This window comes from Caulobacter sp. GW821-FHT11E11, from assembly GCF_058808315.1.
Map to the genome: position 1 here is coordinate 328,357 of NZ_JBXARO010000004.1, position 16,413 is coordinate 344,769.

A 16,413-nucleotide genomic window follows, 5' to 3' on the forward strand; every position below is an offset into this window, starting at 1 on the left:
TCAGTGAACTAGTATTCGGTGAATTCGCGGTCGTCGGCGTCCGGGCCGCCCTGGCTCAGGTCCAGGGCGAAGCCCTGGGCGCGAGCCTGCTGAGCGGCGACGGCGCGCGGCGCCTTGCGCGACGGGGCCTTGGACACGGCGGCCGGCTTCGCAGTGCGGGCCGGCAGGCGAACCACCGGCGCGGCGGCCTTGCGGGCGCCCTGGCCCGAACCGTTCGACAGGCGGAAGTAGGCGATCGAGGTCTGCAGCTCTTCGGCCTGGGCGGCCAGCTCTTCCGAGGTCGCCGACATCTGCTCCGAAGCCGAAGCGTTCTGTTGGGTGACCTTGTCCAGCTGCTGAATGGCTTCGTTGATCTGCGAGGCGCCGATGTCCTGCTCGCGGCAAGCGGCGCTGATTTCGCTGACCAGCTCGGCGGTGCGACGGATATTCGGCACCAGGGTGGTCAGCATCTCGCCGGCCGACTGGGCGGCCTTGACGGTATTCGACGACACGGCGCTGATCTCGGTGGCGGCGGTCTGCGAGCGCTCGGCCAGCTTGCGCACTTCCGAGGCGACGACGGCGAAGCCGCGACCGTGTTCACCAGCCCGGGCAGCCTCGACGGCGGCGTTCAGGGCCAGCAGATCGGTCTGACGCGCGATCTCCTGCACGATGGCGATCTTCTCGGCGATCGTCTGCATGGCGTCGACGGCGCGGTTGACCGCGTCACCCGAGGCCTCGGCGTCCTGGGCCGACTGGCGAGCGATCTTCTCGGTCTGGGCGGCGTTGTCGGCGTTCTGCTTGATGTTGGAGGCCATCTCTTCCATCGAGGCCGAAGCCTCTTCGGCCGACGAGGCCTGCTCGGTGGCGCCCTGGCTGACCTGCTCCGAGGCCGACGACAGCTCCTGGCTGCCGGCCGAGACGTTCTCCGAGGCCGAAATGGCGTCCGAGACCACGCCGCGCAGGCGCTCGACCATGCGCTGCAGGGCGATGCCCAGGGTGTCCTTGTCCGACAGCGGCTTGGTTTCGACGGTCAGGTCGCCGTCGGCCACCTTGTCGGCCACGGCGGCCGTGGCGCGCAGGTTCTCGGTCATCTTGTTGACCGTCTCGACCAGGTCCTTGATCTCGTCGTTGGTCGTGACGTTGACGCGCTGGTCCAGGTCGCCCAGGGCGACGGCGTCGGCCAGGCTGGCGATCTTGCCCAGGCCCTTGCTGATGGTGATCGAGATCCAGGCGGCGGCGGCGGCGGCCAGCAGCAGCGAGCCGACCAGCACGCCGATCAGGAAGTTACGCGAGCCGGCGAAGGTCTTGTTGCCGTCCTCGTCGGCGTCCTTCAGCTGTTGCTCGTTGAAGGCCACCAGGTCGTCGACGCGCGCGGTGACGGCGTTGGTCAGCGGGCGCTGGGTGGTCGCCATCATGCCGACGGCTTCGGCGCGGTGGCCGCTCATCATCAGGTCGCGCATCTTCAGGTCGATGGCGGCGTAGCCTTCCCAGTCCTGGTTCAGGGCGACCCACTTGGCCTTGGACTCTTCGCTGCGGGCCTGGGCGATGCCCTCGTCGATCAGCGACTGGACCTGCTTGCGCGCCTTGTCGGCCTTGCCGTTCTGGCCGCGCAGCTCTTCGTTGTCGGACGCCAGGCCCATGTTCTTCTGAGCGCGCGTGATCTGCAGCAGCGCGATGTTGGCGGCCTGGACGCGCTGCATCTGGGCCATCGGGCCGGTGATCATCGCGGTCTGGGCCGAGTTGATCTTGTTCAGCGAGTTGATGCCGAGCAGCGTCGAGACCGTCATCAGGACGATGAGAAGGCCGAAGGCGAGGCCAAGCTTGAGTTTGATCGTGAAGCGCATGATGGGGTTCCGGCTCAGGCTTGCAGCGCGTTGATAGGGGTGACGGTGGCGGTCGACTGGCCGCGCGCCGCGAAGATCTGGTCGAGGTCGGGAATGACGATCACGTCACCGTCCCGACGGGCCAGCAGGCGAATGAAGTCCGCGCGCCACCGCAGGCCGACGCGGGGCGCGTCCTCGGTGATGGCGCGATCGATGGAGGTGACCTCGTGCACCTTGTCGGCGCGCAGGCCGATCAGGGTGGGCTCGCCGTCCAGGGCGTGCTCGATCACCACGATGCGGCTATCGATGGTCGGCTCGCGCACGTCCATGTCGAAGGCCACGCGCAGGTCGACCAGGGGGATGACCCGGCCCCGGAAGTTGATCACGGCGCCGACGAAGGCCGGCGCGCCGGGCACGCCGGTCTCGGGCAGCAGGTCCAGCACTTCGCGCACCAGACTGGCCTCCAGGGCGAAGGTCTCGCCATAGAGGTCGAAGGTCAGGGCTTCGATCGGACCGGTGGAGAGTTCGGTGTTCATGTCAGCCCCCTCAGCCGGCGGCGCGCAGCTGCGCGTCCTGGCGTTGGCCGGCCGCCACCAGGCAGCCGATGTCGAGGATCAGCGCCACGCCCCCGTCGCCCAGGATCGTCGCGCCCGAAAAGGCGCCGACGTCGGCGTGGAAGGGCGACAGCGGCTTGATGACGGTCTGGTGGTCGCCCAGGATCTGGTCGACGACCAGGCCCACGCGCTCCTGGCCCGTGGAGACCACGACGATCTTCTGGTGCGGATCGGGGGCCAGGCCCGTGGCGAACATCTGCCGCAGGCGGATGAACGGCACCAGCTGGTCGCGCAGGGTGATCAGGCTGCGGCCGGCGGACCGCAGGTCCTGCTCGACCGGCAGCTCGACGCATTCCTCGACCGAGGACAGCGGGATGACGTAGCGGCTCGAGCCGACCCGCACGAGCAGGCCGTCGATGATCGCCAGGGTCAGCGGGATGCGCAGCGACACCACCGAGCCATGGCCCGGCGTGCTGTTGATCTCGATCGCGCCGCGCAGGCCCTCGATGGTCTTCTTGACGACGTCCATGCCGACGCCGCGACCCGACAGGTTGGTGATCGCCGCGGCGGTCGAGAAGCCGGGGGCGAAGATCAGCTGCAGCAGCTCGTTGTCGCTCAGCACCTGACCCGGCTGGATCAGGCCGTTCTCCTCGGCCTTGGCGCGGACGCGCGCACGATCGACGCCGCGGCCGTCGTCGGTGATGGTGATCACCACCTCGGCGCCCGACTGGCGGGCGGCCAGCACGATGTGGCCGGTCGCCGGCTTGCCGGCGGCGACGCGTTGTTCGGGGGTTTCCAGGCCGTGGTCGGCCGAGTTGCGGATCAGGTGGATCAGCGGATCGGCCAGGCGCTCGATGACCGTCTTGTCCAGCTCGGTGGCCTCGCCCTCGGTCGAGAGCTCGATGGTCTTGCCGGTGTCGCGGGCCAGGTCGTGGATCAGGCGGCGGAAGCGACCGAACAGCTGGGCGATCGGCACCATGCGGACGACCATCATGGTGTCGCGCATTTCCGAGGCCAGGCGCTCGATTTCCTCGGCGACGGCGCGAAGAGCGATGTCGCTGCTGCTGGCGGCCAGCTGCTTGAGGCGCGACTGGGCGATGACCAGTTCGCCGACGCGATCCATCATCTCGTCCAGGCGCTCGGCCGGGACGCGGACGGTGTCGCCGCCGGCCTTGGCGGCGCGGCCTTCGTTGGCGGCTTCCGGCGCGGCGGCGGCGGCTTGCGCGGCGACGGCGGTCGGCGCGGCTTCGACAACGGCCTCAACGACAGCTTCCACCGGGGCGGCGGTCAGATCCTGGATCTCCAGGGTCATGTCGTCGATCACGAAGATGAATACGTCCTCGATCGCGTCGCGACCGTGCTTGGTGACCAGGGTCACGTCCCAGGCCAGGTGGCATTCGGTGGGGACCAGGGCGTCGAAATCGGGAATGGCGTCGGTGACGGCGACGACCGTGCATTCGCCCAGGTCGCGCAGCTCGTCCAGCAGCGGCAGGGGGCGGGTACCGTTGACCAGGGCGTCGGCCGGCAGGCTGAACGTCACGCGCCAGGTGTTGAGGCCCGGAGCGGCGGGAGCAGCGGCGACAGCGGTCGCGGCGGCCGGGTCGCCGGCGCTGGCGACCACGCGGTGCAGCTCGGCCAGCAGGGCTTCGCCGGTCGCCTGTTCGGCGGGACGGCCCTCGGCCAGGGCGCGCATGTGGTCCTGGCAGGCCAGGACGGCGCCGACCAGCTCGGTCGTGGCGGCGACCTCGCCCTTGCGGACGCGGTCGAAGGCGGTTTCGCAGTGGTGGGTGAAGGCGGCCAGGGCGTCGAAGCCGAACATGGCGCCCGAGCCCTTCAGCGTGTGGAGCCCGCGGAACACCGCGTCGACCAGGTCGCGGTCGCCGGGGCGATGCGCCAGGTCCAGCAGGCCCTGCTCGATGTCCTCGAACAGCTCCTGGGCTTCCTGGCGGAAGATTTCGACGGGATCCTGGCCGCTCACTTGGCGAGGACCTTCTTGACGACCCGGACCAGCTGTTCAGGGTCGAAGGGCTTGGTCAGCCAGCCAGTCGCGCCGGCGGCCTTGGCCTGCGCCTTGATCTCGGCGTCGGATTCGGTGGTCAGGAACAGGATCGGCACGCCGGCGCCGGCCGGGCGCTGACGCAGCTCGCGGATCATGGCCAGGCCGTCCATGACCGGCATGTTCAGGTCGGTGACGATCAGGTCGAAGCCGCCGGCGCTGCCCTTGTCCAGGCCGTCCTGGCCGTTGACGGCCTCGGTCACGGCATAGCCCTCGCCGCTCAGGGCGATCTTGATCGCCTGGCGGATGGAGGCGGAGTCGTCGACGGTGAGGATGGCGGTCATTGAGCTGCCCCTTGAAGCCAGAACTTGGCGCGGTCCGAGGTGTTGTCGTCGAGGAACCCACCGCGCCGGAGGACTTCCAGAAGGGCGCCGGCGGCCGGCTTGTTGAGCGACAGGCCGACGCCGCTTTCGCCCGCCTTGCGGCGCGCGGATTCCAAGAGCTGGACGAAGGTAAGATCAGTCTCGGTCAGGTCTTCGACGTCGATGACCACGGCATCCTGCTCGCGCAGCAAAACGCCGAGCTGCTCGTGAGCCTCACCGATATTCGAAATCGTCACCTCACCGGCGAACGAAATCGTTCTTTCTCCGACCTCAGACAATACAGTCGCCCCCACAGCAAATATATATCGCCGTTATGCGGAATATTCGCTTGTGGAAACTTTGTGGGTTTCAGCCTTAAATTAAGGTAAATGAGACAACCTGAGGCGGAGCGGCAATTTGCCGCCGCACCCGGAAAAACGCCCGGCTGACGGGTCTCAACGGCCAATGGGGCCTGGGATCACCCTTCACGGTTGCGCTTGCGCCCGCCCTGTGCGGCCGAATGACGCAGAGAAGGTAAACGCCGGCCAGAACCCGGAATGAGTCGCGTTAACGCGCCAGAGCCCAGCGCTAGGAGGCGCTGTCGCGGTAGATTTAAGGCTTAGGAGAAAATGGCGCCCGGAACGATTCGAACGTCCGACCCTCAGATTCGTAGTCACCGGATTCCGGGCGGGGATTCAGAGAGTTGGGCTTTTCGGAATGGAAACGGCCGAGCTCCGAATTCGGGGGCCGTGGGGCGGGGGAGCGTGATAAATCAAACCCCAAACCGTTAGAACGAAGCTATCAGTCTCTTCTCCCGACGTCGAGAGGAGCCGCCACCATCGACTAGCGAGGAGACTTCGTCGTCGGCTCTCAACCCATCAAAAGCCGCCCCTGTTGCCACGACGGCGAATCCGCGAAGCTTGGGTATCCAATTCTGAGATATCCAGCGCACCTTCGCCCTACCGGAACCCTGATCGCGGCAAGCCCATGTTCGACAACCTGCCGTCTGAAACCGCTGCTTTAAAGACACTCCTTGGAGATCTGCACGACGACCTCGACGATCGCGTCGAGCGCTTTCGCCGTCTATTTGCCTTAGAAGTGGATTTCGGCGGCGGCGGCTCGTTGATGATCCCGGGGGGCACGACCGCCTACATGGCTTACGTAGAGGTCCGCCACGCCTACGTATGCGGAAACTTTCTTTCAGTCGTCTTGCTGTCGCAATGCCTGGTCGAGAACTTGTTGGCCGCCCAAATTGGCTTGGATGCCCTCTCAGCGGAAATTCGTGGTGCCGAGCCGTATGAAGCGGCCAAACGGCCAGCCTTCAAGCAGACGATAAGTGCTGGACGAAAGTCAGGCCTGCTGGATGAGGCTGATGAGCGCGACTTGCTCCGACTCGTCGACCGTCGGAACGCCATCGCGCATTTCCGATCAGTCAGCGACGCGAACCAACTGGATCGGCGGGCGATGACGCAGAGGATGCCTGCCGTGGAACTGTGTGAAATTGATGCTCGCCACGCTATTGCTTTGCTGGTGCGCATACTGGGTAAACCCGCCTTCAGACCAGCAAAGGGTATTTATCCGGGCCCACAATCTCCCTAGATTAACCAAAACCCCAAGATATAGAAAGTTCAGGAATAAATGTCTACAGAATCGACAATTATTCCTCGCCATGAAACCGTTGTATCAGCGCTGCTTAACCTTGGGGGTCAAGCTCGACCTGTAGAAATTGCTGATACAATCAGGCGCATGTTCCCAGGCCCTCATCCAGAAAGCTTGTTGCAGAGTGTTCGAGGGCGGATCCAAGAATGCTCGTCTGACTCCAAGATTTGGAAGGGCAAGCGCGATTTATTTTATAGCGTGCATGGCATTGGCGGGGGTGTGTGGGGCCTTCGAGCCATGGACCCTCTAAGCCCGACAAACACTGACGGGTTTTCCGACTCCGTAGAGCCCTACCTGGCGTGCGAGGGCGCAGCCGTTCTGAAAACCCACCTACGACGGGAGCGATCGCGATTGCTCGTCGAAAGATTTAAATCTCAACTTGAATCGTTTGCTTGCGCGGTATGCGAATTTGATTTTTTTGAGAAGTATGGAAACCTCGGCCGAGGCTTCATTGAAGCACATCATAAAGTTCAAGTTTCGCGTCTTGAACCAGGGTCTAAAACTAAGATCGAAGATCTAGTAGGTGTTTGTTCGAATTGCCACCGAATGCTTCATCGGTCCGGCGGCATCACAGTCGAGGAGTTGCGGCGACGCGTAGGAGATCGCGCGCCGAAGCCCTGAAACGGTTTGCGATCGGGCTGCGATTGTATAAAGAAGGCTATGTCTAAGCTTGGCCCCGCTCGATTCGCTCTTTGAATGAGCACATGACGGCAACGCCCCTTCACATTGAGCCCGCCCTCCAAGATCGCGCGCTGAAGGAGCGACGCAAGCTTGGTGCCTACTACACACCTGAACGCCTTAGCCAGATCTTGTCAAACTGGGCAATCCGTAGCGCCCGTGACAATGTGCTCGAGCCGAGCTTCGGCGGCTGCGGCTTTTTGGCCGCTGCCCGCGACACACTAAAACGACATGGCTGCGAGGCACCGGTTAAGCAGATATTTGGCTGCGATATTGATGAAATCGCGTTCCAATATCTGTCCTCGGTGTTTGGGGGGCCAACGGATGCTGACGGCTTCGTCTTGGGTGACTTCCTCGACTGCGTGAACGTCGAAAGCTGGCCGGCGCGGTTCTCTGTAGTTTTGGCGAATCCGCCCTACATTCCGCACCATCGCATCGGTATGGCCAGGGTTCGTACGCTATGGAAGCGGCCGCAGGGGATCGCCGATGTTGGGGGCCGCGCAGGCCTCTGGGCGTATTTCATATCTCACGCGGTTAGCCTCCTAGAAGAGAATGGCCGAATGGCGTGGGTTTTACCTGGCGCCTTTTTGCAGGCTGACTATGCGGAATCAATTCGCCGCTATCTTGGCGAGCGCTTCGATCGCTGCGCCGCATTTTTGGTGCGCGAGCGCTTGTTCCTCGACGAAGGAACTGATGAAGAGACCGTGATTCTTCTTGCTGATGGTCACCGATTAACCGCAACGCCCGGCGCAATTGAGGTCGGTGATGCGGGAACGTTGGACGAATTAGAAGAGCTGATCGCACGATGGAGCAATTCATCATGGAGCGGCGTGAAACATGGTTTCTCTCCGGCAGCCTTAAGCATGCCAGCGAAGGCACAAGTCCTTCACGCAAACCTTGCCCAGGCTGAATGCGCGACCACAATCGGCAGCATTGCCAAAGTTCAGATCGGCTTAGTCACTGGTGACAACCGCTTCTTTGTGCTGGACAGGACTGCGTGCTCAGCAGCGAAACTTCCTGAAGCTGACTGCACCCTTGTGCTCTCCAAGTTCCGGGCGGCGGTTGGAATTAGTCTCACCACGGACGACCTGGGCAATTATGCGAAACAGGGTGGGCGAGTGTTTCTGGTCTCGGCGGAGAATCCTCAAACGGGTTCGCCAATTGCATCCTATCTCGACACATATGATAGAGTTCGGCGCGAGACAGTAAGCACCTTCCGGAAACGGCGGATTTGGAGCGCTCCTTCAGACGGCCGCATCCCCGACGCTTTCTTCCCGGTGATGCATCACACAGGACCTCGGCTGGTACTCAATCCAGATCGGCACAATTGCACCAACACCATCCACCGAGTTTTCTTCAACGAAGACACAACCTTAGCGCAGCGTCGATTAGCGGCTCTATCGCTCATCACAACATTCTCACAGTTGTCGGCTGAGCTTTGCGGCCGCAGATATGGCTCTGGGGTTCTCAAGCACGAACCCCGAGATGCCGAGCGTATTCAATTGCTCATGCCAAAAGCTACGGATAGCGCGATCGATTCCGTCTACCATTCCGTAGAAGAGAAACTCCGAAACGGAGATGCTGATGGTGCGCGCCTCGAGGCCGATCAGGCAATCCTAGCTTGGGCAGGACTTTCGACGGTAAAAGCCGACGCGGCGCTCTTATCTCAAGCGCTAGTCGAGATGCGCAGTCGACGGCGCCCAGACCGGCGATCTAGGCCCAGTGACCGTTCCACATCTGCGAAAGTGCCGTCGAACTGCTGACCTCGAGACAGTCGCTAAGCCTCCTGGCATACGCCGAGTAGCAGAGCTTCTGGAGCTTCTGGATAGCGTCGCACCATGCCGGGTCCTCCCTCAAGGAGGACATCCATTGGCTCATATAGAAATTCGCAGCGATGACTTCGCATAGAAGCCCTAGCTCCATCGGCGGGTGACACCATCGAGGCTCGGCGATCGGCAGCTCACGATCACGAAACCCCGGCAGGTGTCCGCCGAACTGGAGATGGAAAAGGGGACCAGGCTGATTGAGATTCGCTCGGTCGATATGCCAGCGACACACTGGCTCACCAGTGAGATGATTTAGCTCAATGGAAATATCAAGATTTGAGAACGGTGGAAGCTTTTCATCATCTTGATCAACAACGATCCGATCCGCCGATAATAAAATCGTTACAGGATCGCCATTATCATCATTCAATCTCTCAAAGACTATCGGCCTCGCACGAGGTACCGTCGTTTTCCATGAAGTACCTTTTCTGAGCTTGGTAAGCTTGTAAGATTCTTCAGCAAGAACCGCTGCTCCCTCTGGAGTTAAGATGCCGGCACCCAGCATCTTCTCTCCAATCACCCGAATGGCTTTACCGGCTGCCTCTGCAGTTATTTGAGACATCGCCGATCAAATCTTCCGATCGCGATGCTTGATATTCTCGACCAGATCTTGGTCCGTTTCCTCGACAATCAATCGCGCGGGTGGTTCGAGATAGCGATCTGTCTGAATGCAATCCCAACAAATGCGACGACGCGCGGCGAACTTCGGCGCTTTGGGGTCAAATGCAGCGAGCGAGTGACGCATCTCAGATGGGCGGCGACAGCACGCACATGCAAACGACGGGTATTCATCGGTCCTGCCATTCCAAGGCGAAGCCGCAGGTACAAGTTTAAGCTCTAAAACCTCTGACAAGCGCTTCGCCCGATCTTCGGCAGTCATCGACAAGAGTGGCGCTCCAACCTTCTCCTCTGCAAACTCTTCAACACGATGAGTCCACCACCGCCGCCAACCCTCACTAAACAGGCCGCGATAATCAATACCGGCATCGATCAATTTCTCTGCAGCCAACGCAAAGGAAGCACCGTCAACCCCGAGTCTTGCGGCAACGTCACAATCATCCAATAACAGTCCAGGGCGATCTATAAAATTTCGCAAAATAAACTTGGAAACGATATGAGGCGCAGATGCTTTTCCAAGTGAAACCAATATTTCTTGAGAAGAAACGCGTTCACGCTCGTCCTCATTAGTCGCCAGAATTTCCACCGGATCGTATTTTTCCTTTAGCGTGCGAAGTGTAACGTAGCCATTGCTAAGCGCAGCAACCTCTTTCGATATTTGCAACCGGCGCTGCGTTACTTCCTCTTTGGAATAAACAATATCAAATAGATCGTGAGCCGTTTTATCGGGAGCATATAACTCCTTGAGCTTCATCTCGTTAGAAACAAGAATAATAGAAAAATCAGATGCGGGATTTGATATCGCATGATCGCGTAACATTTGGGCTAGCGCGCTACCCTTGTAGGTATGCGCAGCATCGATATTCGGCGTAACCTCATCTAGACGATAATCCAGCGCGACAATTGTCGGCTCAACTTCACGAATAGCAATTGCCTGGTCGGTAATCGGCAAAACTTCCTGATACTCGAACTTCAGCACATCGCGCGTACTAAGTAATTGTGCGTATTCGCGATCTTCGTCGTCGACGAAGACTCCTTTGGCCGGCATGCTACCGCTCCTCGTCGATCTTCGCTAAAATACTAAATTCCATACGGCACGTGTAGCCATCACTCGGCACCCCCACCCTCACCTCGCCGCCATAGCTCTCAGCGATGTCCGAGACGATCTTCAGGCCCAATCCGGTACCAGGACCTGCGACCCCGTCGTCCTCCGCCGCCATGGTTGTCGTGAAGAATGGGTCGAAAATTCTATCTCTAATGTCTGTCGGGATCCCCGTGCCATTATCCTCAAAGGCCAAGCTTACATGCCGTCCCACGCGGCGCGCTTCGATACGAACCTGCTTCTCAGGGACCTTGGCATTTTTCATTGATTTGATTGAGTTTGTGAGAAAATTTAACAATACAGAGTCGAATTCAGCGCCGTGCATTGGCGTTGTTCTCAGCTCTGGTGGGTCGATATCAACTTCAAATTCGACATTTTGCTTCGACATATAGCTATTAAATTGTCGGGTAAATCGATCCACAGCCCCCTTAACAGATAGATCGCGCATGTCTCGACTTTCGGTGCGAGACATCAACCCGCCAATATATCCACCAATATCGAATAGCCGCCCCGTCGCCCTATCGAGGTTGGCATGCTGCTCTCTCAACTCGTTACGGATCGGCTCATCAGAGACTTCCGATATAAAATCATCAAGAAGCAGCAAATTAGCGATAACGGCTCGCTCGGCGCCCTTTATCTCATGTCCAAACACGCTAATGGACAATCCAAGCGACGCTAGAATGCGCAACATTTCCTCATATTCGATCGATGCCGCGATCTTTGCTTCAACAACCTCCTCATAGTCCTTCACTACCTGAGCAAATTGCGACAGAACAACATCATCAACTACTGCGGCAGATGGATCTCGCGCGTCGGGATGGGACGTGCGCTTGTCGAGAATTTCTTGGAAGAAGACCGATGGTTTTACTCGCTGAGATGTAAATCCGCGATCACCAGCCCTTTGCTTTCGATTGCGAGCCGCCGCAACGCGAAGCGCGGACCATTCGACAGCCCATCGTGTAAATATACGAAGCTCTTTAAACGCCTCGTTGTCGATCAAGCCTTCTCGGCTGCTCGTTTCCTCGAACAAGGGGTTCTCATCTTTGGACAACGACACGTGACCAAAGAAATTGTGCGTGTTTGCCGGGATTAGAAGGTTTCGGCGGCCAGTGTCGTATGCAAGCCCAAGCCAGTCATCGCTCGGCTCGCCATAAGGCTGAACTCGGAACCCGTTATTATAAATACGAATTCCACCGAATTCACGCCCCATTTGCGAAGCTTGGGAAGCTTTCATTCCCCCAAGTAGAGCCGAATCGTAGATAAAATATCGACTCTCGAGATTTACAGGGCCGGTTAGAAGAAATTCCCCAGTGTATTCTCCAGATTCGTCTATATCGAGCTTCTTGGAAACCAACCTGACGGTTGCGCGCCCAGATTCGTCAATATCCGCCACGATTTCGGCGACAGCTTTGTCCAAGAATGACTTTTGGATCGAAAACAGCTCAGCTTGCTGTTCCCGAGAAATATCGTTGATGAAGACCTGGAAGCCTGGATCGGCATCGTTCCCAGGCGGTGGCTCGCCGATTGGAAATGGTGACTGCAACAACACAACAGCTTTCCAGACGCGTTCGATCGCGACCTGGGGCCAGGGATCTCTCAAGTCCACGATTTCGAGAATTGTGCCGTGCTCGTCGGCTTCCTTCTCGAATCTTTCGATCCGACTGAAGACGTCCGACAATGCGACACCGGGCTTGAACGCCTGATCCCAATCGAAAACGACCTTGTATCCTGTCGTCTCCCCCGCAGGCTTTGACGTAAAGTTCAACTGCTTTCCAAGGCGTTGGACTGAAAAGCGTCCTATCCCCTTACGGCCAGCCCGAAGCCGCCTAAATACGGGCGAGCGTGGCTCTTCTTCTTTATTATTTGTCGATATCCGCATCCACGACGCACGTATGACAGTTTCCGTCATCCCCACGCCGTTGTCGGTAATTTTTAACGTTCCGCCGACCTTTCCATGGCCGGAAAACTCCAGATTGACCTGGGTTGCATCTGCGTCGAAGGCATTTTTGATCAGCTCTGAAAGAGCCGTTTCCTGCTTACTGACAAGCTGCTCACCCAGGCGCTGGATGTGGGCTGCATCCACCGTAAACCTGATCGAGTCTGGATCGCTGTCGATTGCGTCACGGGTAGCAGCCTCAATGGCCTTCCAATTTGGAACGCCCTTCTCCAGCTCCGCCGCGATTTTATTTTTCCACGCCACGGATTCCGCCGACGCTTCAGCCTTCGGCAGAGCCCCGGAAGCTCCCCCAAGGGGCTTCACCTCTCGTGAGTGGACCGACACCAGGCGTCCGAGATGGTCTCTGCTAGCGTAACCATCAATGGTGACCGATCGCCCTTCGCCGAGCTGAGCTAGAAGCTGCTTATCGGCTTCCAGCTTGACGAGGTTTCCACCTTCACCGAGCAAACGGATGTACCAGGTGCCATCAACCTTAAAGATCGTACCCGTGAGTTCCTGCGACGGCATCCTGGCCCATCAACTATCGCGGGCAAGCGCCCCCATTTGGGCAAACTAGTGGGTTCCAACGCTCCTCGCTACGGGGAAGCGACGTTGCAACAGCAGCACCAAGAACCACTATCTATTAGACCTTGATCGAAGGCGTGAGCAGGACAAGCGGATCAACTTCAAGCGCCGCCGCGAAACGTTCGACTACAGCAAGCGTCGGGTTGCGCTTACCGCGTTCAAGTTGGCTGACATAGGAATAGGCGAGGTCGACCTGGTCGGCGAGCGCTTCGAGCGTTTGCCCCCGTTCGAGACGCAAGCGCCTGACATTGATTCCGAACGTCTGCCCCAAATTCATGGGGCAAGCGCAACGAATCCTAAACGCCTGACCATTCTCTATAGTGAATATCTACTATAGTGAACCGGAGGCGATGATGTCCTATGGTGACGTCAACACTTTCTACGCCTACGAGCGACGCTCCGTTGGCCCCTGGCTAGCGATCGGCATTTTCGCGGTGCCGGTCATCTTCGTCTGGTTCCTTCTGCGCCCAGGCTATACCGCTCTTACTAGGCTCGTGTCGTTCGGATGGCTCGGCCTTTTGGCCTCCGGCACGTTGATCGGCGCGATACTACCGTCGAGCAGCGCCCCACCGGGGCAGGCCGGAATAGCGACCGCCGCTCCAGCAGCGTCCAAGAACCAAAGCACCGAACGGGCGCGGGTGACCGAAGCGGAAGCCAAGGCGCGCACCGAGAAGGAGGCGGCGGAGCGCAAGGAAGCTCAGGCATACGCATCTGCCAAGGAGGCGCTGAGTTCCGTTCGATACTCGCTCGCGGATCCCGACAGCGCGTTGTTCAAGGACGTCTGGGCGGTCCGGGCTCAGATCGCCGACGCGCCCGACGGCGTCTTCGCCTGCGGTACGGTGAACGCCAAGAACGCCTTCGGCGGGTACGTTGGCTATATGCCTTTCGTAGCCGTGGGGTCGACGGTCCTGACGCCGCAGGATCGGATCTTCGAGGGCGTCTTCCGACACGTCTGCCTGGATGGGAAGAAGCTGTTCCCAATCCAGGTCTAGCGTTCGGACCTCACCCAATCACCACCGCGAAGCCTTCGAGCGGCACGACCCGAACGATATCGCACTGGCCCTGCGCCTCCCCAAAACCCAAGGGAACGGGGTCCAGCCTCCGCTGGTACCGCTCTCGCCATTCCGGGTCCGAGATGTTCCTGTCGCTCCAGACCCAGCCGCAGAGGCTCTGGCCGACCCGCACGCTCCGAACCCAACCGTCGCGGCGAAATTGGGCAAGAGCGATGCGGGCGCGGGTTTTGTCCATGTCGCGCCCGAGGCTCGTGGGCTCGCGGCCCCGATCGTTCATGGCCTCGATCATCTCGTCGGAGGTCACGGGCCATTCGGCATCGTCCAGCAGCCTTTCAACGACGGCGACGTCCCTCCGGAGACCTTCCTGTTCGGGCGTCGGACGCGGATCAAGGTCGACGTAGAAGCGGAACGTCGCGATCGGAAGATCATGCATGTCCGAGGCACCTTGGCCGTGCATGATCTTCCGATCGAGCATGGCACTGTCCACCAGCCGGCTCACCTCGCCCTCGATGTGAACGCGAACGGCGCCGGAACCTCGCCCGTCAGGCCGGCGCCCCTCGGCGTCGAAAGGCGTCACCGTCACCTTGGTGATAAGGCTCCTGAGGATATCGCGCGCGCGGGCGGCGTCCCTTTCGTCGCCTTGCAGAGCCGCCCCCAGGTTGCTCAGCAAGTCCTTGAAGCGCGAGGCCAGCTGCTCCTTCGTCATCGCCACCGAGACGGGCGGCGGGCCGGTGCGGACTTCCCGCTCCAAGCGATCGCGTTCGGCACCGGCTGTATCGAGGTCGTTGTTCAGAAGTTGCATGGCGAAGCCCGTGGCACCGGCCTTGGCTTGCGCGAGCAGATTTTGGATTTCCCGTTCGACTTCGGCCAAGCGCTTAACCGCCCGCTGATGGCGATCCGCTGCCTCGCTCCCGGCCGAGCCCCTTTCGCTCAAGTATTCGGGAATGAACAATTCCAAAATTTCCGGCTGCGCGAGGCGCTGAGCGAGCCCGTCCAGAACGGCCCTCTCCAAATCTTCGCGCCACACCCGACGTTCGTTGGAGCAGGCTTTCAGGTGCCGAGCCGAGCACCCCATCTTGGTCGAGACCTGGACGAAGGGACCTCCACAGACGCCGCACTTGACGATGCCGCTCAGCAGATAGGTCGGCCTACGACGATCACGCAACTTCGACGGAGGCCGTTTCGAGAGCCGCTCCTGGTTCCGATCCCACACGTCTTGCGGAACGATCCGCAGCTCAGGTTGATCGTGCTCGATCCGGTCCGCCGCCGCCCCTTTTGTCTTAGTCACACGCCCAGTGCGCTCGTCGTAGTGCGTCTTCACCTTACCGTGGATGACCCTACCGACGATGATCGGGTTGCGCAGCAAACCGGACAAAGATCGGTCGACACCGATAATGGTATTCGGATGCCACAGCTTCCCGCCCTGCGGCGTGGGGATTCCTCCGGCCGTGAACGCGGCGGCGATCTGGTGCGGACTCATGCCAGCGTCAAAATCGAGGTTGGCGCGAAGGACGACCTTCGAGGTATCCGGATCGACTTCGACCCGCCGGACCCGATTGCCGCGACTATTGAGGATCGGCTCACCCTGGGCGTCGAGTTCATCGACCAGGCGATAGCCGTAAGGGACGTCGCCCATGATCTTGCCGCGCGCCGCGGCGGCGCGACGCCCACGGCTGGTCCGTTCCGCGATGCGTTCGCTTTCCATCTGCGCCATTTCGGCAAAAAGCGCGAACTGGAGCCGGTTCATCACACCTTGATCATGTGTGAAGATGACGGCGTTATTGTCCTTGAGGCGGTTGGCGGCATCGTGCAGCTCGCGCGCGTTGCGGCCCAGCCGATCAAGTTGAAAGACGCAAATGACGTCCGCTTGGCCTGCCTCGACCGCAGCCATCGCTTCGAGGTAGCCGGTGCGGCCCGCGACAGAGCGCCCAGATTTTCCCCTATCCGAGTAAGCACCCACGACGTCCCAGCCGTTGCGCGCGCAATCCGCTCTCAACACATCGATCTGGTCATCTGCCGACAAAGGGTTTTGCAGGTCGTCGGAATATCGCCCCAGCAGGATCGCGCGCGATCCGGGCGGCGGCAGGGCGCTGTCGAACATCGCCATGACTAGCCCGCCGCCCTCGAGTCGTGTTGAGCGGCCAACCGTGCAAGGCTGAGGACGAGCGGCAACAGCCGGCGATCGTCGTCCGCCAGGTCGGGATGAAGCTGCGCCTCCCTACGACTCTGGGAACGCCGCCACAGCTCATCGGTAAAAGTGGAAGCCGAACGCACCTGACCGG

Annotated in this window: 14 protein-coding genes; 4 read left to right on the forward strand and 10 right to left on the reverse strand. The window is 60.3% G+C overall.

Features of this window, described 5'->3' with window-relative positions; all coding sequences use genetic code 11:
- Positions 1 to 8 precede the first annotated feature (8 nt).
- Genes AC1RR5_RS11715 through AC1RR5_RS11735 form a run of 5 tightly spaced genes read right to left on the reverse strand, consistent with a single transcriptional unit; the run spans position 9 to position 5,013 of the window.
- The gene (locus AC1RR5_RS11715) at positions 9 to 1,823 is read right to left on the reverse strand and encodes a methyl-accepting chemotaxis protein (RefSeq protein ID WP_492921733.1); all 1,815 of its coding nucleotides are present in this window, start codon (positions 1,821 to 1,823) and stop codon (positions 9 to 11) included.
- Between the two features lie 14 nt (positions 1,824 to 1,837).
- Positions 1,838 to 2,338 carry a chemotaxis protein CheW gene (locus AC1RR5_RS11720; RefSeq protein WP_492921735.1) on the reverse strand — a complete coding sequence of 167 codons (501 nt, stop codon included), beginning with the start codon at positions 2,336 to 2,338 and terminating at the stop codon, positions 1,838 to 1,840.
- A gap of 10 nt (positions 2,339 to 2,348) precedes the next feature.
- Positions 2,349 to 4,334 (reverse strand): chemotaxis protein CheA, encoded by a 1,986-nt coding sequence (locus tag AC1RR5_RS11725; RefSeq protein ID WP_492921736.1) that lies wholly within the window; start codon positions 4,332 to 4,334, stop codon positions 2,349 to 2,351.
- A complete protein-coding gene (locus AC1RR5_RS11730; RefSeq protein WP_291876031.1) occupies positions 4,331 to 4,696 on the reverse strand; it encodes a response regulator in 366 nt (121 codons plus the stop codon). Before AC1RR5_RS11730 ends, AC1RR5_RS11725 begins: the two co-directional genes overlap by 4 nt.
- Positions 4,693 to 5,013, reverse strand: coding sequence for an STAS domain-containing protein (locus tag AC1RR5_RS11735; protein WP_492921738.1), 321 nt, complete (start codon positions 5,011 to 5,013; stop codon positions 4,693 to 4,695). The genes AC1RR5_RS11730 and AC1RR5_RS11735 overlap by 4 nt, the downstream gene beginning before the upstream one ends.
- A gap of 688 nt (positions 5,014 to 5,701) precedes the next feature.
- Between AC1RR5_RS11735 and AC1RR5_RS11740 the strand changes: the two genes are divergently transcribed.
- The 3 genes from AC1RR5_RS11740 to AC1RR5_RS11750 all read left to right on the forward strand — a co-directional run bounded on the left by AC1RR5_RS11740 (position 5,702) and on the right by AC1RR5_RS11750 (position 8,814).
- The gene (locus AC1RR5_RS11740; RefSeq protein ID WP_492921739.1) at positions 5,702 to 6,313 is read left to right on the forward strand and encodes a hypothetical protein; all 612 of its coding nucleotides are present in this window, start codon (positions 5,702 to 5,704) and stop codon (positions 6,311 to 6,313) included.
- Positions 6,314 to 6,610: 297 nt separating this feature from the next.
- Complete coding sequence (locus tag AC1RR5_RS11745) at positions 6,611 to 6,994, forward strand: HNH endonuclease (RefSeq protein WP_492922098.1); 384 nt, start codon at positions 6,611 to 6,613, stop codon at positions 6,992 to 6,994.
- A gap of 83 nt (positions 6,995 to 7,077) precedes the next feature.
- The gene (locus AC1RR5_RS11750; RefSeq protein WP_492921740.1) at positions 7,078 to 8,814 is read left to right on the forward strand and encodes an HsdM family class I SAM-dependent methyltransferase; all 1,737 of its coding nucleotides are present in this window, start codon (positions 7,078 to 7,080) and stop codon (positions 8,812 to 8,814) included.
- Here AC1RR5_RS11750 and AC1RR5_RS11755 read toward each other — a convergent pair.
- The 4 genes from AC1RR5_RS11755 to AC1RR5_RS11770 all read right to left on the reverse strand — a co-directional run bounded on the left by AC1RR5_RS11755 (position 8,765) and on the right by AC1RR5_RS11770 (position 13,395).
- Positions 8,765 to 9,439 (reverse strand): hypothetical protein, encoded by a 675-nt coding sequence (locus tag AC1RR5_RS11755; protein WP_492921741.1) that lies wholly within the window; start codon positions 9,437 to 9,439, stop codon positions 8,765 to 8,767. The genes AC1RR5_RS11750 and AC1RR5_RS11755 overlap by 50 nt on opposite strands.
- A 6-nt stretch (positions 9,440 to 9,445) precedes the next feature.
- On the reverse strand, positions 9,446 to 10,543 hold the full coding sequence (locus AC1RR5_RS11760; RefSeq protein WP_492921742.1) for a hypothetical protein: 1,098 nt from the start codon (positions 10,541 to 10,543) through the stop codon (positions 9,446 to 9,448).
- Position 10,544: 1 nt separating this feature from the next.
- Positions 10,545 to 13,061 (reverse strand): sensor histidine kinase, encoded by a 2,517-nt coding sequence (locus AC1RR5_RS11765; RefSeq protein WP_492921744.1) that lies wholly within the window; start codon positions 13,059 to 13,061, stop codon positions 10,545 to 10,547.
- 115 nt (positions 13,062 to 13,176) lie between these two features.
- Entirely contained in the window at positions 13,177 to 13,395 is a 219-nt protein-coding gene (locus AC1RR5_RS11770; protein ID WP_492921746.1) for a helix-turn-helix domain-containing protein, read from the reverse strand.
- A gap of 76 nt (positions 13,396 to 13,471) precedes the next feature.
- Here AC1RR5_RS11770 and AC1RR5_RS11775 point away from each other — a divergent pair, with 76 nt between their 5' ends.
- Positions 13,472 to 14,110, forward strand: coding sequence for a hypothetical protein (locus AC1RR5_RS11775; protein WP_492921748.1), 639 nt, complete (start codon positions 13,472 to 13,474; stop codon positions 14,108 to 14,110).
- Between the two features lie 10 nt (positions 14,111 to 14,120).
- On the opposite strand, the gene AC1RR5_RS11780 is transcribed toward AC1RR5_RS11775, so the two are convergent.
- Positions 14,121 to 16,238: a recombinase family protein gene (locus tag AC1RR5_RS11780; protein WP_492921750.1), complete on the reverse strand. Its 2,118-nt coding sequence runs from the start codon at positions 16,236 to 16,238 to the stop codon at positions 14,121 to 14,123.
- Positions 16,239 to 16,413: the final 175 nt, after the last annotated feature.